The following is a 22,949-nucleotide window of genomic DNA, read 5'->3' as shown; positions in this document are numbered from 1 at the left end:
CCATGGACTCTCTTCTGCTGCGCACTGCCGTGCGCCTGCTCCTTCCCCTCCAGTTGCTTTTCTCCGTCTTCGTCATGTTGCGTGGTCACAACGAACCCGGCGGCGGTTTTGTCGGCGGACTCATCGCCGGAGCCTCCATCGTTCTCTGGGCTCTCGCCCACGGGATGCCCAGCGCCCGTAAAAAAATGCGCGTCTCCCCCCACTTCCTCATCGCCCTCGGCCTCCTCTGCGCCGCCTCGTCCGGCATTATCGCCCTGGTCGCCGGCTACCCCTTTCTCACCGGCCTCTGGTCAGACATCGCCATCCCCACCCTCGTCATCGGCAAAATGAAACTCGGCACCCCCGTGCTTTTCGACGTTGGCGTCTACTTCCTCGTGTGCGGCATCGCCATTGCCATCATCTTTGCCCTTGGCGACGACGAAGAAACTCCCATCCAACCCAAGGACCGAAAAAACTAATCCCACATGGAGACCATCCTCGCCATCGTCATCGGCGGCATCTACGCCATGTCCTTCTACCTGATGCTCAGGCGCAGCCTCGTGAAGCTCATCCTCGGCATCATGCTTTTTGGACAAGGCGTCAACCTGCTCATCTTCACCTCCTCCGGCCTGACCCGTAGCGCAGCACCCGTCATTCCCGGCAATGCCGACCAGCTCACCGCCCCCTATGCCGACCCGCTGCCCCAGGCCCTCATCCTCACCGCCATCGTCATCGGCTTCGGCATCCTGGCCTTCTCACTCGCGCTCATGCACCGCGCCCACCAAACCCTGAAAACGGATGACCTCGACAACATGAGAGGGAGCGATCAATGATGAACTGGCTGATCATACTCCCCATCCTCCTCCCGCTGCTCACCGCCATCGTGCTGATCTTCTGCCGTGGCTCCCTGCCTCTGCAACGCATCCTCAGCACCGTCTCCGCCGCAGCCCAATTCGTCATCTCCATCCTGCTCCTCCAGCATGTCCTCAAAAACGGCATCCTCGCCGTCAACATGAGCAACTGGGAGGCCCCCTTCGGCATCACCTTCGTTGCCGACGTTCTCAGCGCCAGCATGGTCGCCGTCACCGGTTTCATGGGATTTGCCGTTGCCCTCTTCGGCCTCGCCGAGATCGACCGACCGCGCGAAAAATTCGGCTTCTACCCCCTCTACCATGTGCTTCTCATGGGCGTCTGCGGGGCTTTCCTCACCGGCGACCTCTTCAATCTTTTCGTCTGGTTCGAGGTCATGCTGATGGCCTCCTTCGTCCTCCTCGCCCTCGGCGGCGAACGCGCCCAGCTCGAAGGCTCCGTCAAATACCTCGTCCTCAACTTCCTCTCTTCCGGCATCTTCCTCACCGCCCTCGGCATCCTCTACGCCGAGGTCGGCACCCTCAACATGGCCGACATCGCCGTCAAACTCAGCGGCAACCACAGCTCCCCCCTGGCCATGACCTCTGCCATGCTGCTGCTCGTCTCCTTCGGCGTCAAAGCAGGCGTCTTCCCCGTCTTCGCCTGGCTCCCCGCCTCCTACCACACCCCGCCCGTCACCGTCTCCGCCATCTTCGCTGGACTCCTCACCAAAGTCGGCGTCTACTCCCTCATCCGGGTCTTCACCCTCATGTTCGTCGGAGACACTGCCTTCACCAGCGGGCTCATCATTTTCATCTCCGTCATGACCATGATCACCGGCGTCCTCGGCGCCGCCGCGCAGTTCGAAGTGCGCAAAATCCTCTCCTTCCACATCATCAGCCAGATCGGTTACATGACCCTCGGCCTCGGCCTCATGACCGCCTCCGCGCTCTCCGCCTCCGTCTTCTACATCATTCACCACATCATCGTCAAAACCAACCTCTTCCTCATCAGCGGAGCCATCACCCACGCACGAGGCAGCGCCGAACTCAAAAAAATCGGTGGTCTCTACCGCACCCATCCCTGGCTCGCCTTCCTCTTCCTCATCCCCGCCATGTCCCTCGGCGGCATCCCCCCCTTGTCCGGCTTCTTCGCCAAGTTCACCCTCGTCAGCGAAGCCGCCCGACTCGAAGAATACCTCCTCATCGGTGTCGCCCTCATCGTCGGCGTTCTCACCCTCTATTCCATGACCAAAATCTGGGCCGAAGCGTTTTGGAAACCCGATCCGCGCGGTCGCGAATACGAAACCAGCAAACCCATCCCCTGGCTCATGCTCCTCCCCATCGCCATGATGGCCGGCGTCACCCTGTTTATCGGATTCAACCCCGAATGGCTCCTCGGCATTGCCCGTCAGGCCGGTGAACAACTTGCCTCGCCGGATGCCTACATCCAGGCCGTTCTCGGCAGCCAGCCACCGGTAACCCCACCAGCACCAGCCCCATGAAACTGCTGCTCAAAATTCCCCTCCTTCTCGGCTACAGCCTGTTCTATCTCAAAGAACTGCTGCTCGCCAACTACACCGTTGCCAAACTGGTGCTCACCCCTGGCATGAACATCCGCCCCGCCATGTTCGCCCTGCCCCTCAGCTGCACCACCGACGCCCAGATCCTCCTCCTTGCCAACCTCATCTCCATGACCCCCGGCACGCTCAGCGTCGACGTCTCCACCGACAAAAAAACCCTCTACATCCACGTCATTGATGTCGACGATCTCGACGGTCTGCGCACCACCCTGAAAGAACAGTTCGAACGACGCGTCATCACCCTGCTCAGCTAAGCCACCCGTCCGTCACTGCCCAACGCCCACCGGTCGCCACCATGCTCCCCATCTACGTCACCTACGCCATCTTTGCCCTGCTCTTCGGCTCGCTGGGGCTCACCCTCATCCGCCTCATCCGCGGCCCCACCCTTTCCGACCGCGTCGTCGCGCTCGACCTGCTTGGCACCGTCTTCACCGCCACCATCGTCGCCAGCATTTTCCTCGGTGGCCACATCGTGTATCTCGACGCCGTTCTCGTCATGTCCGTCTTCCTCTTTTTCGGCACCACCGCCTTCGCCAAATACCTCGAAAAACGCCTGCAGGACCATGATTGAAATCATCGCCTCCATCATCGCCCTCCTCGGCGCCCTCTTCGCCCTCGTCGCCGCACTCGGCATCATCCGCCTGCCGGATGTTTATACCCGCATGCACGCCGCCTCCAAGGCCAGTTCCTTCGCCCTCGGACTGCTCCTGCTCGCCGTCATTGTCCTCCACCCCACCCTCGGCGTCATCGTCAAATCCGTCCTCTCCATCTTCTTCATCTACCTCACCGTCCCCGTCGCCGCCCACCTCATCGGCCGCGCCGCCTACCTCCATAAAGTCCCCCTCGACGCCAAGACCATCAAAGACGAACTCAAAGGCAAATACTCCGCCGATCATCAAAAACTCGACAGCTGATCCATTCTCCGTCAAAGTCGCCCTCCGCAGCCTTCCAACCTCCCCGTGCCCAACCGCTCACCCATCGCCACCTTCCTCCTCATCGTCGCGCTTCTGCGCCTCGTCGGCGGCGACTTGGCGGTCCTGCAAGTGGCCGCCTGGAGCCAGATGATCGTCACCCGCGCCCCCGTCATGGGCGTCGCCGAAGCCGTCACCACCACCTTCGACGGAGCCCATCCCTGCCAGATGTGCACCGCCATCCAACAAACCCGCGAGCACGAAAACACCCCTGATAAACCCAAACAATCTGCTCCAGAATCCCCCACCAGTCTCGCCAAACTGCTCCTCGTCGAAGCCGACGAAACCAAAATCCCCGCACCATTCCAGGATGAATTTTCCCTGACGAAAAATCAGTGGACCCTGCCCACCTTGCACGGCCAAGGCAACGGCCAGCCCCCCACGCCCCCGCCGCGAGATACTCTCGCCTGAGTCCCCCGGAAAACGCCCCAAACGGCCTTTCCCCCTCCATCAAAAAAAGATCCGTCCGATCCACCTGATCCGACAGATTCGTCCCAATCACCCGGCCCCTTCGTCAACCGGCCACCCAACACCTTTTCATATTTTTCCACTTTTTTCTCCATGAAACCATTCATCATTACCCTGCTCCTCGCCAGCCTGGCCAGCAGTCAAATCAGCGCCCAACCGGCCCCCGAAACCCTCCCCACCGTCACCGTCACCGCCGACTCCCCCTCCCTCACCGTCCCCACGGTTGAGGCCGTCCGCGAAGACCAAAAACTCACCACCGGTGCCGTCGGCGTCGTCGATGCCGAAACCTACAAAACCGGACGCTCCACCAACCTGAAAGACGCTCTCGACTTCGCCCCCGGCGTCTTCGTCCAACCCCGCTTCGGTGCCGACGAAGCCCGCATCTCCATCCGCGGCTCCGGCATCCAGCGCACCTTCCACGGTCGCGGCCTGAAACTCCTCCAGGACGGCGTCCCGCTCAACCTCGCCGACGGCGGATTCGACATGCAAGCCGTCGATCCCCTCACCGCCCAATACATCGAAGTCTACCGCGGAGCCAATGCCCTGCGTTACGGCGGCACCACCCTCGGCGGCGCCATCAATTTCGTCGCTCCCACCGGATACACCGCCGCGCCGTTCCAGGCCCGATTCGAATACGGCAGCTTCGACACCTTCCGTGGCCAGCTCGCCGCCGCCGGGGTTGAAGGAGCCTTCGACTACTACGCCTCCTTCACCCACGGTTCTAGCGACGGCTTCCGCGACCACTCCGAGCAAAGCACCCAGCGCTTCTTCAGCAACTTCGGTTTCAAGTTCAACGAAGACGTCGAAAGCCGCTTCTACCTCACCTATGTCCACACCGACTCCGAACTGCCCGGCGAACTCACCAAAGCCCAGCTTTATGCCAATCCCCGCCAGGCCGCCCGCAACGCGTTCGTAAAAATCTTCGACCGCGTCGACAGCAACTGGAAACGCGACTTCGAACTCTTCCGCATCGCCAACAAAACCACCATCAACCTCGGCGACGAAGCCCTGCTCACCTTCTCCACCTTCTACTCCTACAAAGAACTCGACCACCCCATCCTGTTCATCATCGACCAAAAATCTCACGACCTCGGCCTCGACATCAACTACGTCAATAACGCCGACTTCCTCGACCGCGAGAACCGCTTCACCATCGGCCTCAGCCCCACCTACGGCTACACCGAAGACCAGCGTTTCAACAACGTCCTCGGCGAACGAGGTTTCCGCTTCTCCAACAACGAGCAGGAATCCTTCAACCTCGATCTCTACCTCGAAAATGTTCATTACCTCACCGACCGCGTCGCTCTCTCCCTTGGTTCCCAGGTCAGCTACGCCCGTCGCGAAAACAAGGATCTCGTCGCCCCCAGCCTCACCAATCCCGACAACTCCGACACCCAGGATTGGTGGGGATTCAGCCCCAAACTCGGCGTCTTGTTTGACGTCACCGAACAAGCCCAAATCTACACCAACGTCAGCCGCAGCTTCGAACCCCCCAGCTTCGGTGAACTGAGCGCCTCCGCCACAGGAGGAGCCGGCCTCGTCGAACTCGAAGCCCAAACCGCCACCTCCGTCGAATTCGGCACCCGTGGCCAGACCAAAAACGGCCGTGTCTCTTGGGACATCGCCTATTACTACGCCTGGCTTCAGGACGAACTCCTCGAACTCACCGTCGCCCCCGGCCTCACCCAAACCATCAACGCCGGCGACACCATCCATCAGGGCGTCGAATTCGGCCTGGATGTCACGCTCTTCGAAGGCCTCTTCAACCACGGCAGCGTCGCCCCAGCCCCAGTGGCCAGCAGCAAAAACGCCAAAGCCGTCACCGCCGTTCAAGAGCCCGTCGAAAAAGACAAAATCGTCCTCCGTCAAAACTACCTGTGGAGCCGATTCAGTTATGACGGCGATCAAGAATTCGGCGACAACCGCCTCCCCGGCATTCCCGAACACTACTACCGCGTCGAACTTCTCTACACCCATCCCTGCGGATTCTACGCCGGCCCCAACCTCGAGTGGACCTTCGATGACTACTTCGTCGACTCCGCCAACACCCTCAAATCCGATGCCTACGCCCTCCTCGGTTTCAAAATTGGCTACCGCACCAAAAAAGGTGTGTCCTTCTTTGTTGAAGGCCGCAACCTGACCGACGAAACCTACGCCGCCACCACCAGCGTCGTCAGCCGCGCCAATCCCGGCAGTGCCGTCTTCCTCCCCGGCGACGGTCGTTCCTGGTTCGTCGGCCTCGAATACAAATTCTAAACTAAGAAAGTAGAAGGCTCGTCCCGAGCCTTGCCCCCCAAAGCAAGGGCCGAGACGGCCCTTCTACTTTCCTTTCTTTTCCCAACGCCTTTCCACCATGATCATCCGTTCCATTTCGATCTCCGCAGTCTTTGCCATCGGCTGCAGCTTGGCTTCCCTTCAAGCAAGCCCGCCCAAAAAGGATCGTGGTCATGGTCATGGCGAAGCCCCCGCCCTCCGCGGCACCCACGCCATCGACGTCGCCACTCAAGGCCAAAACCTCCACCTCCTCACCGCCGAATTCGACGCCCATTCCCCCAATCCAAAACTCCTTTATCTAGGCTCCACCGACCAGGGCGAAACCTGGTCCCCTCCCGTCCACATCAATCCCACCCAGTCGCATCCGCAAGGTGCCCATCGCGGCATGGACCCCCAAATCGCCGCCTCCAACACCGCTCTCATCGCCGTGTGGATGACCCCCGGCACCGGACTCTTCGGCAGCGGCCCCATGACCACCGCCATCTCCACCGACAAAGGCAAAACCTGGCAACCCGGACCCAATCCCTCCGACAATCACAACACCGACGGCGAAGGTTTTATTGATATCACCGCCGACAGCAACGGCCACTTCCACCTCGTCTGGCTCGACAATCGCAAAGACCAACGCGGCCTACGCTACAGCAAATCCACCGACAATGGCAAAACTTGGTCCCCCAACCAAACCCTTGATCCCGAAACCTGCGAGTGCTGCTGGAACACCATCATCGCCGGACCCGACAACACCCTCGCCGTCATGTATCGCGACAAGAACCCACGCGACATGGCCCTCATCATCTCCCGCGACAGTGGCAAAACCTGGGAACCCTCCCAACCCCTCGGAAAGTTCGACTGGAACTTTGAAGGCTGCCCCCACGTCGGCGGCTCCCTCGCCATCAGCGGCAACCACTGGCACGCCACCGTCTGGACCGGTGCCGCCCCCAACCCCGGCACCTACCACCTCCAATCCACCGACGCCGGCAAAACTTGGTCCACCACTCAAAAAATCGCCGACGTCACCTCCACCCACCCCACCATCGCCATCACTGAGACCGGCCTTCTCCAACTCTCCACCACTTATCAAACCGAACAAGGCCCCTCCATCCAAACCTTCACCTCCGACGACCAGGGCAAAACCTGGAGCCGCCCTCAAATTCTCAGCACCCCAGGCACAAACGCCTCCCATCCCCTGACCATCCCCCTCGGCAAAACCCTCAATCATTTCTGGACCGAAACCCCGCCCCACCAGCCCACCATCTGGCGCACGGCCATCAAAACAAAGTAGAAGGCTCGTCCCGAGCCTTTCATTCCATCCCCAGGGTCTAGGCTCGAGCCGAGCCTTCGACTTTAAACCTCCTCCCCCTCCGGCTCCGTATCCTCAATCACCGCCGCCTTCTTCAACTCCTCCACAAACTCATTGAACCGCGCATCCCGATACTCCTCCAGCATCCGCACCTTCACCACTTCCTGCACTTCATCAAACGGCTTCGGCAACGCCGCCTTCCGCTCCGCCACCTTGCAAAGGTGAAAGCCTAACTGCGTGGTAAACACCGGACTGATCTCCCCTTCCTTCATCGAGAACGCGATCGCCTCAAACTCCTCCATGAACTCCCCGCGCTTGAACCATCCCAGATCCGGCGACTGATCCCGGTTCGAATTGTGTTCCCTCCCCAACGACTCAAAATCCTCACCCGCCAGCGCTTGCTGACGAATCTCACGCATCCGATCATAGACCTCCGCGCGATTTTGAGCACCACTCAGGTTCACCGAAACATGCAGCACCCGCAGCTCCTCTTCCGACAAAAACAGTTTCACGTTGGCCGCGTAATATTCGCGCATCTCCTCCTCCGAAAACTCCGGCTCCGGCTCATAAACCGCTTGCAGCATCTTGTCCATCCGCACCCCGTTCGCTACATTGTCGCGCACCAGCGCCTCATCCTTGAAAGGCAGCCCGATGTTCGCATAAAACGCATCCTCCCCGCCCGCCTGCTCGATCAACTTGCCCAACCGTTCACTCACTTCCTCATCCGCCACTTCCGCAAAACGTCGGCGCGCCTCCTGCTGTAGCAACGAACGTGAACTCAAATTGTCCTTCGCCATCGACCGAAACTCCGGGTCGCGCTCACAGCAAGCCACCTGCAGCGCCCGCTCATACTGCCCCTTGATGTGACGAAATTCCTCCTCAATGATTTCGTCGTCGATCGATTCCCCGTTGATGATGAGCGCCATCTCACCAGTGTGTCCGGCCTCGTCATCCAGCGCAAAAAGAAAATCAACATTTGCGCAACGTCCCACCCGGTGCTCGCTATCGCAATCCCGCTTCACTCCCATCACTTTCCTCATCCATGAAACGCATCGTGCTGAAATTTTTCCCGCTTGCCCTGCTCACCCTGCTCACCACCCAGTGCGCCCAGACCAAACCCCAGCGATCCTCTCCCTACGGCAACACCTCCTATCTTCAACAGCCCGGCGGCCTTTTCCAACCCGCCTCCCCCTACGCCCCTCAGCCCCCTGCCCAATCCCCCGCCGCCCCGCCTTTCACCCCCAATCCCTACCGACCCTTCACCGGCCCGTCCAACTACGCCACGGATGCCCCGCCCATTCGCGCGGCGTCCTACATCCTCGTTGATGCCAACAACGGAAAAGTCCTCGCCGCCCGCAATGCCGACGCCATCCGCGGCCCCGCCAGCACCCAAAAAATCCTCACCGCCCTGATCGTCGCCGAAGCCGGCAACCTCGACAAACCCGTCCGCGTCGCCGCCAGCGACTGCGCCGTCGAACCCTCCAAAATGGGCGTTCGAGCAGGTGAAAGTTACACCCGTCGCCAGATGCTCATCGCTTTTCTGGTCCGCAGCTGCAACGACCTCTCCAACACCCTCGCCCGCGACAACGCCGGAAGCACCTATGCCTTCGCCCAGAAAATGACCGCCCGCGCCCGCGCCCTCGGTGCCACCAGTTCCTCCTTTGCCAACGCCCATGGACTAACCGCCTCCGGACAATACTCCACCGCCCGCGACATGGCCCGCGTCGCCGCCGTTGCTTATCGAAATCCCATCATTCGTGACGCCATCCGCCGCCGCAGCTACACCTTCCGATTCAACAGTGGTCGCGTCGTCACCCTCAAGAACACCAACGACCTCCTCACCCGCATGCCCGAGTGCAACGGCATGAAAACCGGCTATACCAATGCCGCCGGTCGTTGCCTCATTTCCACCGCCAGCCGTGGTGGACGCGATGTCATCCTCGTCCAGCTCGGCACCAAGACCTCCTTCATTTGGGATGATGGTGCTTCTCTCATGCGCTGGGGTCTTAATCAGTAAAAAAATCCTCCTCTTCCTCCTACTCCTCCTCTTCCTCCCCACAAAAAACCTCTCAAACACCCGCGCCACCACCCAAAAGAAAACGTCTTCGCGCCACCTCGTCCTCGTTCTCCTACTCCTACTCGTCCTCGACTCTCAGCGGAGGTTTGCATGCACGGGTGAAAATTTCTGAGTGGTGGTAACAACCGCCGTTTCATTTGTCTCCGCAGTTTGCTGGCAGTGCGCGGGTGTCGAGGACGAGTAGGAGAACGAGGACGATTAAAATCTCCCTTCTACCCCCTCCTCCCAAAAATCGCACTGCCAACCCTTACCACCGTCGCCCCTTCCTCCACGGCAACCGCATAATCCCCACTCATCCCCATGCTCAACCCCGGCAGCTTCACCCCGCCCCTCAGCTCCAGCCGGTCGCGCAACTCGCGCAGCTTCACAAAATAACGTCGGCTGTCCTCCGCCTCCCTTCCCACCGGCGGCACACACATCAGCCCCACCAGCTCAATCCGGTCCAGCTCAAGCAACTCCTCCAGCTCCGCCTCCACCCCTTCCGGCGTGAACCCGAACTTGCTCGCCTCCCCCGCCACATTCACCTCCAAATACACCTTCGGAAACAAGCCCAACTCCCCCGCGATCCGCTGCACATCCCGTGCAATCGCCACGCTGTCAATCCCGTGCAACGCCTCCACCACCGGCAGCACCTTGCGCACCTTGTTGGACTGCAAATGACCGATCAAATGCCACCTCAGCGAATCCGGCAACAACGGCACCTTTGCCAGCATCTCCTGCACCCGATTCTCCCCAAACAAGCGCTGCCCCGCCTCCACCACTTCTCGCACCCGATCCGCATCAAAAGTCTTGCTCACCACCAAAAGCTCGACCTCCTCCCCAAGGCGATGAGATTTCATTGCAGCTTCAGCAATTTTAAGCTGGACTTCTTTTAAATTTTCGTGGATATACATGTGTTAATTCGTTGCGATCAACGATAGCATGCAATCGACGTATCGGGAGAACGTTGTTGCTTGAATCCCCGCACCCCCAAAAATCCCCATGCAGCTGCTTACATTAAAAATATTCTGTGACTTGGTCGAAACAAAGAGCTTCAGCCAGTCAGCCCTGAGGAACAAAATCACCCAGAGTGCCGTCAGCCAGCAAATCCGATCGCTCGAAGATAAGTTCGGCGTGGTGTTTTTCGAACGTGGACGAAGAAAATTCTCCATCACCCCCGAAGGACAGCTCTTTGATCGTGCCGCCCGCTCCATTCTTGATTCCTACGAACAAATTGGACCCCGCCTTCATCAATTGAAAAACGTCGTTTCCGGCCCACTGCGCATCAGCACCGCCTACAGCATCGGCCTTCACGGACTTCCAGACATCCTGCGTTCGTTCCGCGAAACTCATAGCAACGTCGACGTTCAAGTTCAATACCGTCGCTCCCATACCGTTTATGAAGACGTGCAGCAAGGTCGCGCCGATCTCGGTCTTGTCTCCTTCCCTTCCCGCAGCAAAGGCGTCATCGCCGATGTTTTTGACGAAGACGAAATGGTGCTGATCTGTTCGCCCAACCACCCGCTCGCCCTCAAAAAGAAGGTTTTTATCTCCGACTTGCAGGATCAAAATTTCGTCTCCTACGAGGCTGACACCCCCACCGGGAAATCCATCAGCCGTGTCTTCAGGCAGCACAACATCAGCCTCGCCAACCAGCACGAGTTCGATAACCTCGAAACCGTCAAACGCGCCGTTGAAGTCGACAACGTCATCTCCATCATTCCCCTCCGCACTGCGGAAATGGAGATCGCTGAAGGCAAGCTTGTCGCCATCCACCTCGAAGACTATGCGTTCAAGCGCCCCCTCGCGGTGCTGCGCAAGCAGGGTCAAGTCACCACCTCGGCCATGCGCGAGTTCATGAACACCCTTCTGAACAAAGAAGTCCTGTCGTTCGAGTAATCAGCGGGCAAAAAGCGAAAAATCCATTCACCTGCATCCCAGCCCACGCGGCCCGAGGATGCAGGTTTTTTTACGCCTCAATCCATTCACTCTTCACTTTTCCCCAATCCAGTCCAAACCTCGCCAAATATTTCTTCAGCCGATCCGCATCATTCGCTTTTGCCTTCGTTTCCCGCGAGACCGCAAACAACTTTCTTCCCGCCACACTCAGCGACACCGACTCCCCACACACCCGCAGCACATGCTCCAACTGCACCCGATCAAACTCATCCACCTTCTCCGCTCCTTCGCTCCCTAACGCTCGTTCCACCAAAAAAGAACTCCCCTCACTTCCGGGTCGACGCCATCCTTCACGCAACCTCCCCATTTCCGCTTCCACACAATCGGTCGTGATCCTACCCCTCGGAGCCAGCGTCGCCATGCGCATCACCGCCGCATTCAAATCCCGAAAATTCGACGTCCAAAGCGCCTGCGGCCCATGCGCAAACCGCAAAAACATCTCCAACGCCTCCTTGTTGAACCGCACCTGCCGCCGTTCCACCCGCGCAAATCTTTCCAACTCAAAACCCACATTCCCCTCAATGTCCTCCCGGCGCTCCGCAAGCCCCGGCAGTGCAAACGTCCACACATTGATCCTCGCCAGCAAATCCTCCCGGAACCTCCCGCCCGCCACCTCCGCCCTCAAATCCTTGTTCGTTCCCGCAATGAACTGAAAATCACTCCCCACCATCCGGTCCGACCCCAGCGGCAAAAAGGTTTTGTCCTCCAGCGCCCGCAACAACATCGCCTGCTCATCCAAACCCAACTCCCCGATCTCATCTAAAAACAAAAGCCCCTTGTCCGCTTCCTTTAACAGTCCTGCCCGATCCGATTGCGCCCCTGTAAACGCCCCGCGCCGATGCCCAAACAACGCCGACATCGCCTGATCGCCCCGCAACGTCGCACAGTTCACCTCCACAAATCTGCCAACCAGGCCCGCCCTCTGCTTCCTCAACTCAAAAATCCTCCCAGCGAGCATCGACTTCCCTGCTCCTGTCGGACCCGTCAATAACATCGGCTGCGACGAGCGTAAACCCACCCGCTCAATCTGCTCCATCAGCGCATTGAACCCCGCGTTCTTCGTCTGAATCCCGCTCTTCAAAAAATCCACCGCCTCCTCCTGCTCCCTAGCAAAACGCGTCGCCAACCGCTCATAGCGTGACAAATCGAGGTCGATCACCTCATACCTCCCTGCTGTCGAACTCCCCCTCCCCATCTTCATAGGCGGAGGCGAAGTCTGTAGCAATCGACCCGGCACAAACCTCGCCTCGTTCAGCAAGAACCAACAGATCTGCGTCACATGCGTCCCCGTCGTCAGGTGAACCAGATAATCCTCATGGTCGACATCAAACGCATAGCCCTTCGCCCAATCAAAAAGCTTCTCATAAACTTCCTGAAAATCCCAGGCATCCCTGAACGGCATGTCAATCAGCCGCACCTCCGTCTCCGGCGACACCTGCTCCACATCCGCCTTTACCATCTCGGCCACCTCTCGCGAACGACCATCACAAAACAGCTCCAATCGGCCAACCAATAAATCCTCATGCTGACATAACCCCACCGTCGGCCTCCACTTCGACCACCTCTCAGGTCCCGCGTGCCGGTCCAGAACCGATCCCACAACTCCAAATACGACAGTTTTCCGCGAATGACTCATTTCAGGATAATTTCTTATCTCACAAGATAATCAATATCCCAATTCCTAACAAGCCAAAACGCAGCGAAAAAATATTTTAATTCACGTAAACAATTCATTGTCAAGTGCTTATGCGCCTCTGCAAGAGCCGTCAAAATCGAGTTGGCACGGCTCTGGCAATATCCCTAATCGTCAACAGATCAGTCACATGCCCTCAAGGCCATCAGCCAGCCGGACATTCATCGGATCAAGCGACTACATACGGTAATGAAATACGGGGTTCGACTCCCCGGCAGCGAGCGCTCTGGTGCCGCCGTCGTTCGCACTGGCTTCGGCCAGTGCGAACAGGCCAGCCAAATCGCTTTGCAAGACGGCTCAACGCCATGTCGGAAGTCCCGACAGAGCCGTCTTCCGCAGTTGAGCACCAGGTGGTGCCAGGCCTCGCTGCAGCATTTCAACTCTCAACTCTCTCAACACCAACCTTATGCAAATCTCCTTCCAGACCATTCATCGCGGCATTCGCTACATCGTTCAGGACCATCAAAGCGCCCTGCTCTTTCGTCATGGCCGTTTTCAACAACCACTCGCCCCCGGCGAACATCGCTTCTTCCGCAGCGGCTACACGCTCACTGTTTTCGATCAACGCGAACAACGCCTTATCCTTCAAGGTCAGGAACTTCTCAGCGCCGATCAGGTTACGCTCAAAGTCAGCTCTGTGGTGGCCTATCGCGTCATCGATCCTCTCACCACCCATCGCTCCGCCGACAATGCCTACGCCGCTTTCTACTCTGAAGCCCAGTTCGCCCTTCGCGAGATCGTGTCCGAAAACACCGCCGAGGCCTTCCTTGCCGCGAAAGCCGATCACGCCACCCAGCTTCAGAAAAATCTCGCCGACCGCACCCAGCGTTTCGGCATCCAGATCCTTCAAGCCGAAATCCGCGACATCATGCTTCCTGCCAGCCTCAAAAAAAGCTTCATGTCCGCCCTTCAGCAACGCCAGGAAAGCCAGGCCGCCCTTGAAAAAGCCCGCAGCGAAACCGCCACCCTCCGCACCCTCGCCAACGCCGCCCGCCTCATCCGCGACAACCCTGAACTCCTCCAGCTCCGCTATCTCGAAACCCTGCAAGCCCTCTCCTCCAACAGCCTCGCCAACATCCACCTCACCCCAAACATCGGCATGCTCTCCGGCTTCGACAAAGTGAAAACCTGAATCTCCCCGCCAATGCTCGATCACCAACAACTCCAGCACGCCATTGAAATCCAGCAGCAAAGTTACGACTTGCTTTGCTGGCTGGGTCAGGCCGTCAACCGCGGCTTCATCCACGCTCAACGCGCCCAGCACTACAGCCACGCGCCTCGCGCCGCCCGCGACTGGATCCAAACCCATCGCCAAAACCTTCCTCAACACTGCCGTCCCGACGAAACCTCACTCGACGACTTTGCCAACTTCTTCAGCACTTACCTAGACACCTCGTTTGAAGTTCGCCTGAAACCAGGAAGCCAGTCAAACACCACAGGAAGCTGCCGTTGTTCATTCTGCTCCCGCATCACCAACGCCTCCCATCTGGTTCTCAAAACGGTGGGTCGTCAGGACAAAAGCCACGCCGCCAAACTTCGCCTCAGAAGACTCGAACTCCTCTGCCGCGAACAAGGCCTCTCCATCAATCCCGGCAGTCTCATCGTCATCGCCAACTCGCGCCATACCCAACAAGATGTCAGCTTGTTGACTTATGGCTGGAGCCTCATCGCCCGTCTGTCCGGCATCTCCTACGGACCCGGTGTCCTCGCCATCTGGCGTGACATCGCCTGGAACGGCAAAGGATCACCCAACCGAAAGTTCAACCTCACCTCCACTCAAATCATCCAAGCCGAAAACCGTCTTGTCACCCTTCTGAAAACCCATCAAATCCAATCACAATGAACACGCTCCAACTCCAACTTCACCCCACCGCCGAAGCCGAAGCCTTTCTTCCTGCCGTCGACAACAAAGGCAAACCGATCACCGTGATCGGTAACGACGCCATCCGCCAGACCTTCGACCAGCAAACCCTCCAGCAGGCGCTCAACTCCCGCTCCGCCCCCGGCGTGACCGACGTCGTCCTCAACCCCGACGCCCATGTCGGTTACGGAGCTCCGATTGGCTGCGTGATGGCCTCGCCAACCCACATCTATCCCGGCCCGGTTGGAGTCGACATCAAATGCTCCATGAGCCTCCTCCAGCTCGACATCCCCAACGATGATCTCATCGACAAACGCGTCCGCCGCGCCCTCATCGAAGCCATCGTCGAACGCACCCCAACCGGTGCCGGTCGCGGTCAGCGCGAAGCCAAAAAATCGCGCGCCGTCTCCGCTGACCTCGGTGTCCAGGTTTGCACCCAAGGCGCAACCGCCGACGTCTGCAACGCCCTCGGCATTCCGCCCGAATGGGCTCAACGCTGCGAAGACGCCTTCCACTTCGGTCACGATGGCAACGTCTCCACCCTCGTAGATCGCCTCGAAAACATCCGTCGCTTCAACGGCATGCCCAACTTCGAATCCAAAATGCGCCAGCTCGGCTCCTACGGCGGAGGCAACCACTTCGGCGAGTGCGAAGCCGTGCAATTGCACGACGACCCCACCATGCGCCAGGCCGCCGATACCTTCGGCCTCAAAGACGGACACATCGCTTTCCTCAGTCACTGCGGATCGCGCGGATTCGGCAACATCCTCGCGCAACGCCAGTTCAAAATCCTCGAAGAACATTTCTCCAAATGGTCCACCCCCTTCCCTGCCAACGACAAACACCTCGTCTATGCCCCTCTTGGAACTCCTCAAGCCAACGACTACCTTGATGACATGGCCATGGGTGCCAACTTCGCCACCGTGAACCACCTCCTCATCAATGCCCTCGTCCTCGAAGCCTTCCAGGAAGTCCTGCCAGGCGTGAAAGGTCAACTGGTGTATTTCATCAGCCATAACATCGCCCGTCAGGAAGTGGTAAACAACCAGCTTTCCTGGGTCCATCGCAAAGGCGCCACCCGCGCCTTCCCCGCCGGACACCATGCCCTGGCCAACACCATCTATGCCAACACCGGTCACCCGATCCTCCTCCCTGGAAACCCACGCGATGGATCGGTCGTCATGGTCGCCCAACCCGGTGCCGAAAAAACCTGTTACAGCGTCAACCACGGAGCCGGACGTGCCCTCGGCCGCAAAGCTGCCATCCGCGCCCTCGATCAAAAAACCGTCGACGACGACTTCACCACTTACGACATCCTCACCAACTGCCGCCAGTATCCCAAAGACGAAGCCCCCGCCGCCTACAAAGACTTCAAAGAAGTCCTCAACAGCGTGGAATCCGCCGGCCTCGCCAAAACGGTCGCCACCTTAAAAGCCCGCTTCGTCATCAAAGACTCCAGCGAAGCCGACGATTAACTCAATCAATAACTTCATGACACAGATCCTCATCGACGGCTCCAGCGGCGGCGGCCAGCTCCTACGCTCCTCGCTCACGCTGTCCCTCATCACTGGCCAACCCTTTCGCATCACCCGCATCCGGGGCTCCCGACCCAAACCCGGTCTGATGCGCCAGCACCTCACCTGCGTCAATGCCGCCCAACAAATCAGCAACGCCCAAGTCGAAGGAGCCACCCTCGGCTCCACCGAACTCACCTTCACCCCATCCACCCTCCAGTCCGGCGATTACCACTTCAGCATTGGCACCGGCGGCAGCACCACGCTCGTGCTGCAAACCCTGCTGCCCGCGCTCCTCCACGCGAATGCCCCAAGCGCCCTGCGCATCGAAGGTGGCACCCATAACCCCATGGCCCCACCGTTTGAGTTCATCGACCAATGTTATCTCCCCCTTCTGAAACGCATGGGTGCCAAAGCCACCGTTCATCTAGAAAAACCCGGTTTCATGCAAGCCGGAGGCGGTATCATCACCGCTAACATCAACCCCCTCAAAAAGTGGAAACCTCTCCACTTACTTGACCGGGGTGAACTTATCACCACCTATGGCGCCATCTTACATGCCCACTTACACCGCTCCATTGCCGAACGCGAACTAACTTCCGCCGCCGCAATCCTTAACTGGTCGGCCGACCAGTTCACCATCACCGACCAACCCCAAAGCAGCGGCCCCGGCAGCATCCTGCTCCTCGCCGCCCAATTCGAACACATCACCGAAATCTCCTCCTCCGTCGCGCAGATGGGTCGGCGCGCCGAAGCCGTCGGCATCTCCGCCGCCAAAGGCCTCCGCAACTTTCTCGGCACCAATGCCGCCGTCGGTTACCACCTCGCCGATCAACTCCTCCTGCCCCTCTCGCTCGCTGGTAAAGGCTCCTTCACCACCTTCACCCTCAGCAAACACACCCAAACCCACATGACCCTCATCCCCCAATTCCTCCCCGTCCAGTTCACCGCCGCCGAAATCGCCCCCGGCAACCACCTCATCAAAGTCAGTAAGGCCCCATAAGCCAAACTTGGTTGGTTTTCCTCAAAACCACCGTATCATCCCCCCGCATGACTTTGGCCGACCTCGGATGGAACGACATCTTTGAAAAGGAATTCACCCCGTATTATCAAAACGGCTGGAAACCCGCGCGCCTCATCCGCGACAACAAAATCACCTACGGCGCCCTGCTCATCGACGCCAAAAAGAAGATCGACGAACGCGAGGTCATCATGAGCGGCAAAGTCTACCACGACGCCGAATGCGATGCCGACCTCCCCGCTGTCGGTGACTGGGTCGCCCTCGACCTCGGCGAAGAAAACGTTATCCGCGCCCGCCTTGCCCGACAGACCTGCTTCTCCCGCAAAGCCGCCGGCCACAGCGCCGAAGAACAGGTCATCGCCGCCAATGTCACCACCGTTATCGTCGTCACCGATGCGGGACCCGACTTCAACCTGCGCCGCATGGAGCGCTACTTCACCATCATCGCCCGCAGCGGAGCCAAACCTGTCGTTGTCGTCAACAAGTCCGACCTTTATCCCGAAAAGCAAAACCAGGAAGCTGCCGAAGCCATCCGAGCCCTCCACAAAGACGCCGAAGTGTTCGTCACCAGCGTCGAAAAACGCAAAGGAGTCCGCGCCCTCAAACCCTACTTCAAAAAAGGCCAGACCGTCGCCTTCATCGGCTCCAGCGGCGTCGGCAAATCCGCCATGATCAACCTCGTCCTCGGCGACGACTGGCAATGGACTGACGAAGTCAACGAAGTCACCGGCAAAGGCCGCCACACCACCACCGCCCGCGAACTCCTCATCCTCGACAAAGGCGGTATCATCGTCGACAACCCCGGCATTCGCGAAGTGCAGATGTGGACCGACGAACGCACCCTGCGCGAACGCTTCGCCGACATCTCCGCCCTCACCCTCAACTGTCGCTTCGACAACTGCAAACACGGCAAAGACGCCGGTTGCGCCATCCGTGACGCCGTCGAACAAAAGCAACTCGACCCCGCCCGCCACGAAAGTTTCCTCAAACTCGACGAAGAAATCGAAGCCCTGCGCCGCCAACGCAAAAAGCGCCAGATGACCATCGAGCGCATCACCAAACGCGACTACCACATCCGCCACAAAAAGCACCTCGACCGCCGCGAGCGTCACGAGTAACACGGGCTTTCAGCCGGTATGTTCGACGGACATCCTGTCCGTTCTCATCCGCCATTTCAACCAAAACTTGACCGCTGCCCTCATGTGGTCCACAATTACCACATGAGTTACCACAGCGATCTCACCCGAACCAGCATGGCTCTTGATCGCGGAACCCTCGACGCCCTCACCGATCTCGCCAAGCGCTGGGGCACCTCCAAAGCCGAAGTCATCCGCCGCTCCGTTCGCAAAGCGAAGGAAGCCGCCGACCGCGAGTCTCTCCAACCCGCCCCCCTCGAAGCTCTCGACTGGCTCCAAAACGGCGGCGGCCTCACTCTCAACGAAGCCGCTGAATTCCGCGAAGTAGTCCAGGCCGAGCGCCGAGCCAAACGCTACTGGTGGGAAGCCTGACCCTGATCGTGCCTGCCATGCTCATCCATCTCGATACCAACCTGCTGATCGACTTGGTCACCACTGGTTCTCCCCATATCGCGCTCATCCGTCAGTGGCTTAGCGAAAACAAACAGCTTGGCACCTCCTCCATTGCCTGGTCCGAGTTTTGCAACGGCCCCCACAGCAAAGCCCAAAAAGACGCCGTCTTTGCCATCCTCGAACGCCGCATCGAAGACTTCACTTGGCAACAAGCCGAAGAAGCCTCCCGTCTTTTCCACCGCAGCGGTCGTCGTCGCGGTTCCCACGCCGATTGCATGATCGCCGCCACCGCCATTTCCCTCAACCTCCCCCTCGCCACGCGCAACATCACCGATTTCCGACGCTTCACCCCCTTCGGTCTTAACCTCCTCCCCATCCCCTCCTAGCCCGAACCGAAAAACCCAAGTCTATTCCTGTGTTCTTTGTGATCCTTCGTGGCTAAAAAAAACTAACCTCACCCATTCCCCTTAATCACCTCCAAAAACTCCGCCAGATACTTCCCCGCCTTCGCCTCACCCACCCCGCGGATCTTCATTCCCTCCTCCAGCGTCTCCGGCTTCAAGCGCGTAAAAAACTCCAGCGTCTTGTTCGGAAAAATCACATACGCCGGCACACTCTCGCGCTGCGAAATCTCCAGTCGCTTCTTCTTCAACTTCTCGAACAGCACCTCATCAAATCCCAGCTCCTTCGCGGTCAAAGCTTCCCCTTCTTCACCCGCACCCGCCTTCAGCATCTCCACCGGTTTGTGCAAATCCGGCCACAACATCCGCACACTCCCCCCCTTCCGCATCACCTCAACCCCCGCGTCCGTGATCCGCATCAATGGATAATCCCCCTCCGTCACTGTCTCCACCAGCCGCAACTGTTCCATCCCCTTGAACAACTCCTGCAAAGCCGCACTCCCCAGGTGCTTCAGCAGCCCATACGTCGTCAGCTGATCCAAGCCCGCGTCCACCACATCTTTTGACCGGCTGCCTGACAACATCGCGATGATCCGACCCTTGCCAAATCGCGGCACCCAAGTTCCATCATCCGCCTTCTGACACATCCGCGCGACCCCGCTCAGCGCCTTCCTCAACATCTCCACCTCCGCACTCGTTCCCATCCGCGCACTTGCCGTCTTCCCGCCCCTACGACACACATCACAGCTCCCGCAATGATGCGCCCCGGGCTCGCCAAAATACTCAAGAATGTTCTGCTGCCGACACTTCTCCGCATAACACATTTCCACCATCGCCTTCAGCTTCGACCGGTCCCGCCGATCCTTCTCTGCAATCGCCTTCCGATCCAAATCCAGATCCCGCGCCAGCTTGTCCGGTCTCAACAAACGCGTTCCCCGAATCCGTTTCCCCGGAATATCAAAGCGCTCAATCCACCCCCCGCGACCCAGCATGCTCAACGCACTCCCCACCGCCATCCCGTTCTTCACCCCTGCGCGCGCCGCCAAATCATCAATGCTCGCCTGCACCTCATTCGCCGCATCCGCCCCGTTCAACAACGTCTGATACACATCGCGAATCATCTCAAAGGTGGGGTTGCTCCCCTCAATGAAAAAATCCTGCGTCTTGGTATCCGCGTAATTAAAAAACAACTCACAATGCGACGGTTCCCCATCCCTTCCCGCGCGACCCGCCTCCTGATAATAGGCCTCAATGCTCCCGGGAATATCGTAATGCACCACAAACCGCACATCCGAGCGGTCAATGCCCATCCCAAACGCATTGGTCGCCACCGCCACCCCCACATCGCGCTGCAAAAACCGGTTCTGCGCCCTCTCCCGTTCCCGATCATCCATCCCCCCATGATACGCCACCGCACGAATCCGCCACTCGTCCAGTAGCTCCGACACCTCCTCGACCTTCTTCCTCGTCGAACAGTAAACAATCCCCGTCTTCCAGTGCGCAATGATCGCCTTCAGCTTCTCATACTTCACCTTGGCCTTTTCGGTATGAGTAATATTTAAGCTTAGATTCGGTCGCGAAAACCCGCGCACACTCGTGAACGGATCACGCAGCCGCAGCGTCTTCAAAATATCCCCCCGCACCTCCGGCGTCGCTGTTGCCGTCAAAGCCAAAACCTGTGGCCGACCAATCTTCTCCAACACCTCCCCCAACCGCATGTAGTCCGGTCGGAAATCATGCCCCCACTGCGAAAGACAGTGCGCCTCATCCACCGCAAACAACGCAATCTCCACCGACCGCAAGGCATCCAAAAACATCCCGCTCCCAAACCTCTCCGGTGCCACATACACCAGCTTATACTCGCCCTCGCGCATCCCCCGCACCCGATCCTTCTGCTCCGACAGCGACAAACTGCTGTTGATCAACGTCGCCGCAATCCCCTTGTTCACCAGCGCATCCACCTGATCTTTCATCAACGCAATCAACGGACTCACCACCAGCGTCACCCCATCCATCACCATCGCCGGAAGCTGATAACACAACGACTTCCCGCCACCCGTCGGCATGATCACCATCACATCCTGTCCCCCCAAAACCGCCCCCATCACCGCCTCCTGACCATCCAAAAACTCGCGAAAGCCAAAATGCTTGCGCAGCGCTTCACGCGCATCATGTGTGGTGGGGGCTGGCGCTGACATCAAAAATCATCTCCTCCTCGGAACGCTAGCTATGCGCCAGTCCCGTGCCCCCATCAAGCTCGGATTCGATTCAACCATCCAGCTCCATCAACGGCAACCCATGCGCCTCCGCCACCGCCGCGTGACACACTTTTCCATCAAACAAATTTAAACCCCCGCGCAGGTTCGGATCACTTTCAAACGCCCCAGGCACCCCGTGATCCGCAATCAACTCCACATAGCGCTGAGTTACATTCGTCAGCGCCTGGGTCGCCGTCCTCGAAAACGCTGCGGGCATGTTCGCCACGCAATAATGAATCACCTCCTCCTCAACATATGTAGGCTCCTGATGCGTCGTTGGCCGTGAAGTCTCCGCACATCCTCCTTGATCAATCGCGATGTCCACAAACACACTCCCGGGCTTCATCACCTGCATCATCTCGCGATCAATCAACTTCGGTGCCTTCGCACCCGGCAACAGCACCGCGCCAATCAGCAAATCCACCTCCGGCAGCATCTCCAAAATGTGCTGCCGGTTTGAATACAAGGTGTGGGCCGTATGCAAGGTGATGTCAAGAAACCTCATCCGTTCCACATCGACATCCAAAATCGTCACATCCGCGCCCAACCCGGTCGCCATCCGCGCTGCATTCACCCCGGCCGTTCCCCCACCAATCACCACCACCTTGCCCGGCAACACCCCCGGCACTCCACCCAGCAATACTCCGCATCCCCCCATGTGCTTTTGCAGCAGCGCCCCGCCCATCAACACGCTCATTCGTCCCGCAATTTCACTCATCGGCTCCAGCAACGGAAGCCTCCGGTTCACCTCCACCGTTTCGTAAGCCAGACAGGTTGCACCTGACGCCATCAACGACCGCGTCAATTCTTCGCTGGCCGCCAGATGCAAATAGGTGAACAAAATTTGTCCTGGCTTTAACAAGGGAATCTCCTTCGGCAGCGGCTCCTTCACCTTCACAATCATGTCCGCCCGCCCAAACACCTCCTGATGGGTCACCACAATTTGTGCCCCGGCATCCGCGTATTCGGAATCCGGAAAGCCCGAACCCTCTCCGGCTCCCGCCTCCACCACCACCTCATGTCCCCGATTGATCAACTGCCAGGCTGCGCTCGGAAGCAGTCCGACCCGGTTCTCCTGCGCCTTCATCTCTTTTGGAACGCCGATAATCATTCCCTACTAAACCATTGATCATGAACCATTGGCAAGACATAAACCCCCAACAATTGTCGACAAATTTTTCCAGAAGTTGCCGTTCATTTTGACCTCCAAGACCTGGTCGGACGAGAGCCCTGC

The 22,949-nt window shown here is 58.8% G+C and carries 23 protein-coding genes; 18 read left to right on the top strand and 5 right to left on the bottom strand.

The window, feature by feature from the left end; all coding sequences use genetic code 11:
• Positions 1–2 precede the first annotated feature (2 nt).
• The 9 genes from FEM03_RS18850 to FEM03_RS18810 all read left to right on the top strand — a co-directional run bounded on the left by FEM03_RS18850 (position 3) and on the right by FEM03_RS18810 (position 7,405).
• Positions 3–458, top strand: coding sequence for a Na+/H+ antiporter subunit B (locus FEM03_RS18850; RefSeq protein ID WP_138087848.1), 456 nt, complete (start codon positions 3–5; stop codon positions 456–458).
• Between the two features lie 6 nt (positions 459–464).
• Positions 465–812: a Na+/H+ antiporter subunit C gene (locus FEM03_RS18845; protein WP_138087847.1), complete on the top strand. Its 348-nt coding sequence runs from the start codon at positions 465–467 to the stop codon at positions 810–812.
• Positions 809–2,332: a Na+/H+ antiporter subunit D gene (locus FEM03_RS18840; protein ID WP_206171077.1), complete on the top strand. Its 1,524-nt coding sequence runs from the start codon at positions 809–811 to the stop codon at positions 2,330–2,332. The genes FEM03_RS18845 and FEM03_RS18840 overlap by 4 nt, the downstream gene beginning before the upstream one ends.
• A complete protein-coding gene (locus FEM03_RS18835) occupies positions 2,329–2,664 on the top strand; it encodes a Na+/H+ antiporter subunit E (RefSeq protein WP_138087846.1) in 336 nt (111 codons plus the stop codon). The genes FEM03_RS18840 and FEM03_RS18835 overlap by 4 nt, the downstream gene beginning before the upstream one ends.
• A gap of 41 nt (positions 2,665–2,705) precedes the next feature.
• Positions 2,706–2,981, top strand: coding sequence for an MrpF/PhaF family protein (locus FEM03_RS18830; protein WP_138087845.1), 276 nt, complete (start codon positions 2,706–2,708; stop codon positions 2,979–2,981).
• Positions 2,974–3,324, top strand: a complete 351-nt coding sequence (mnhG, locus tag FEM03_RS18825) for a monovalent cation/H(+) antiporter subunit G (RefSeq protein WP_138087844.1) — start codon at positions 2,974–2,976, stop codon at positions 3,322–3,324. The genes FEM03_RS18830 and mnhG overlap by 8 nt, the downstream gene beginning before the upstream one ends.
• A gap of 45 nt (positions 3,325–3,369) precedes the next feature.
• Positions 3,370–3,792 (top strand): hypothetical protein, encoded by a 423-nt coding sequence (locus FEM03_RS18820; RefSeq protein ID WP_138087843.1) that lies wholly within the window; start codon positions 3,370–3,372, stop codon positions 3,790–3,792.
• 150 nt (positions 3,793–3,942) lie between these two features.
• A complete protein-coding gene (locus FEM03_RS18815) occupies positions 3,943–6,105 on the top strand; it encodes a TonB-dependent receptor family protein (RefSeq protein ID WP_138087842.1) in 2,163 nt (720 codons plus the stop codon).
• Between the two features lie 97 nt (positions 6,106–6,202).
• A complete protein-coding gene (locus FEM03_RS18810) occupies positions 6,203–7,405 on the top strand; it encodes a sialidase family protein (RefSeq protein WP_138087841.1) in 1,203 nt (400 codons plus the stop codon).
• 62 nt (positions 7,406–7,467) lie between these two features.
• Here FEM03_RS18810 and FEM03_RS18805 read toward each other — a convergent pair whose 3' ends face one another.
• Positions 7,468–8,349 carry a peptidylprolyl isomerase gene (locus FEM03_RS18805; RefSeq protein ID WP_166442994.1) on the bottom strand — a complete coding sequence of 294 codons (882 nt, stop codon included), beginning with the start codon at positions 8,347–8,349 and terminating at the stop codon, positions 7,468–7,470.
• Between the two features lie 116 nt (positions 8,350–8,465).
• On the opposite strand from FEM03_RS18805, the gene FEM03_RS18800 reads away from it, so the two are divergent.
• Positions 8,466–9,440: a D-alanyl-D-alanine carboxypeptidase family protein gene (locus tag FEM03_RS18800; RefSeq protein ID WP_138087839.1), complete on the top strand. Its 975-nt coding sequence runs from the start codon at positions 8,466–8,468 to the stop codon at positions 9,438–9,440.
• A gap of 272 nt (positions 9,441–9,712) precedes the next feature.
• On the opposite strand, the gene FEM03_RS18795 is transcribed toward FEM03_RS18800, so the two are convergent.
• Entirely contained in the window at positions 9,713–10,393 is a 681-nt protein-coding gene (locus FEM03_RS18795) for a YggS family pyridoxal phosphate-dependent enzyme (RefSeq protein ID WP_138087838.1), read from the bottom strand.
• 88 nt (positions 10,394–10,481) lie between these two features.
• Between FEM03_RS18795 and FEM03_RS18790 the strand changes: the two genes are divergently transcribed.
• Positions 10,482–11,378, top strand: coding sequence for a LysR family transcriptional regulator (locus FEM03_RS18790; protein WP_138087837.1), 897 nt, complete (start codon positions 10,482–10,484; stop codon positions 11,376–11,378).
• A 70-nt stretch (positions 11,379–11,448) separates the two neighbouring features.
• Here the strand turns inward: FEM03_RS18790 and rtcR are convergent, their stop codons facing one another.
• Positions 11,449–13,074: an RNA repair transcriptional activator RtcR gene (gene rtcR / locus FEM03_RS18785; protein WP_138087836.1), complete on the bottom strand. Its 1,626-nt coding sequence runs from the start codon at positions 13,072–13,074 to the stop codon at positions 11,449–11,451.
• Between the two features lie 463 nt (positions 13,075–13,537).
• On the opposite strand from rtcR, the gene FEM03_RS18780 reads away from it, so the two are divergent.
• From FEM03_RS18780 to FEM03_RS18750, 7 genes are all read left to right on the top strand, one after another.
• Positions 13,538–14,263, top strand: a complete 726-nt coding sequence (locus FEM03_RS18780) for a slipin family protein (protein ID WP_138087835.1) — start codon at positions 13,538–13,540, stop codon at positions 14,261–14,263.
• 12 nt (positions 14,264–14,275) lie between these two features.
• Entirely contained in the window at positions 14,276–14,974 is a 699-nt protein-coding gene (locus FEM03_RS18775; RefSeq protein WP_138087834.1) for a hypothetical protein, read from the top strand.
• Complete coding sequence (locus tag FEM03_RS18770; RefSeq protein WP_138087833.1) at positions 14,971–16,467, top strand: RtcB family protein; 1,497 nt, start codon at positions 14,971–14,973, stop codon at positions 16,465–16,467. The genes FEM03_RS18775 and FEM03_RS18770 overlap by 4 nt, the downstream gene beginning before the upstream one ends.
• Positions 16,468–16,483: 16 nt before the next feature.
• A complete protein-coding gene (rtcA, locus tag FEM03_RS18765) occupies positions 16,484–17,509 on the top strand; it encodes an RNA 3'-terminal phosphate cyclase (RefSeq protein ID WP_138087832.1) in 1,026 nt (341 codons plus the stop codon).
• 47 nt (positions 17,510–17,556) lie between these two features.
• Complete coding sequence (gene rsgA, locus FEM03_RS18760) at positions 17,557–18,645, top strand: ribosome small subunit-dependent GTPase A (RefSeq protein WP_138087831.1); 1,089 nt, start codon at positions 17,557–17,559, stop codon at positions 18,643–18,645.
• 102 nt (positions 18,646–18,747) lie between these two features.
• The gene (locus FEM03_RS18755) at positions 18,748–19,035 is read left to right on the top strand and encodes a ribbon-helix-helix domain-containing protein (RefSeq protein WP_138087830.1); all 288 of its coding nucleotides are present in this window, start codon (positions 18,748–18,750) and stop codon (positions 19,033–19,035) included.
• 17 nt (positions 19,036–19,052) lie between these two features.
• Positions 19,053–19,442: a type II toxin-antitoxin system VapC family toxin gene (locus FEM03_RS18750; protein WP_138087829.1), complete on the top strand. Its 390-nt coding sequence runs from the start codon at positions 19,053–19,055 to the stop codon at positions 19,440–19,442.
• Positions 19,443–19,510: 68 nt separating this feature from the next.
• Here the strand turns inward: FEM03_RS18750 and FEM03_RS18745 are convergent, their stop codons facing one another.
• Together FEM03_RS18745 and ald are read right to left on the bottom strand one after the other, a co-directional pair.
• Entirely contained in the window at positions 19,511–21,655 is a 2,145-nt protein-coding gene (locus FEM03_RS18745; RefSeq protein WP_138087828.1) for a RecQ family ATP-dependent DNA helicase, read from the bottom strand.
• A gap of 70 nt (positions 21,656–21,725) precedes the next feature.
• Positions 21,726–22,826 (bottom strand): alanine dehydrogenase, encoded by a 1,101-nt coding sequence (gene ald, locus FEM03_RS18740; protein ID WP_138087827.1) that lies wholly within the window; start codon positions 22,824–22,826, stop codon positions 21,726–21,728.
• Between the last annotated feature and the right edge of the window lie 123 nt (positions 22,827–22,949).

This window comes from Phragmitibacter flavus, assembly GCF_005780165.1.
GTDB classification, from domain to species: Bacteria; Verrucomicrobiota; Verrucomicrobiia; order Verrucomicrobiales; family Verrucomicrobiaceae; genus Phragmitibacter; species Phragmitibacter flavus.
The sequence above is the reverse complement of the archived record's forward strand: the minus strand, read 5'-3'. Positions and strand labels throughout refer to the sequence as shown.